Origin of the sequence: Curtobacterium sp. B8, from assembly GCF_000333315.1 — a bacterium.
Taxonomy (GTDB): Bacteria; Actinomycetota; Actinomycetes; order Actinomycetales; family Microbacteriaceae; genus Curtobacterium; species Curtobacterium luteum.
In genome coordinates, this window is the sequence record NZ_BACW01000447.1 from 1 (window position 1) to 708 (window position 708).

At 71.5% G+C, this 708-nt stretch carries 1 protein-coding gene; it reads left to right on the plus strand.

The window, feature by feature from the left end; all coding sequences use genetic code 11:
• Window positions 1–111: 111 nt before the first annotated feature.
• Window positions 112–687, plus strand: a complete 576-nt coding sequence (locus tag I59_RS20965; RefSeq protein WP_148286192.1) for a TetR/AcrR family transcriptional regulator — start codon at window positions 112–114, stop codon at window positions 685–687.
• Window positions 688–708: the final 21 nt, after the last annotated feature.

Consider the following 708-nt stretch of genomic DNA (forward strand, 5'->3'; position numbering starts at 1 on the left):
TCCGGTTTCCTCCGTGATCCCACAGGGAGGGACTGGCCGGATGTGCCGCACATCCGGTAATATTTCTTGTGGTCGCATCCGGCGGCCGTGCCACGCGCCCCGGAGGACTACGTGCCCAGGAAGCCCGATCCCACGCTCAAGCCCGCGATCATCGAGAAGGTCACCGAGCACCTGCACGACACCAAGCTCGAAGCCGTCTCCGTGCGGAGCCTGGGCCGGGTGCTGGGGACGAGTGCGTACCCGATCGTCTACCACTTCGGCTCGCGGGAGTCCCTCATCGACGCGGTCGTCGACCACCTCGAGCGCGACGTCGATGACCTCGTCCTCGACCCGGAAGCGGACGACGACGCCCTCGGAGCGTGGTTGATCGCCGTGTTCGGCGGGCTCCACCACCGTGAGCGGCTCCTCGCGGCCCGGCTCGCCTTCGAGCTCGGCGCGGTCGAGACCCTCGACGGCCGTGACCGCGAGCGGCTCGTGCACCGCGGGCACCTCGCGGCCCTCACCGCGTGGTGCTCGGCACACGGCTACCCGGTGCCGGCGGCAGCCGAGGCCGCGGCGGACGCCGTGCGGGCAGCACGCGGCGCACAGTGGGCGTTCCTGGTCGACCCGGACGAGACCGATGTCGACGCCGCGTTGCGCACCGTCGCCGACCGGCTTGTCACCGGCGCGCGCTGCGCCGTCGGATGAGCCCCACATGACGGACGGGAG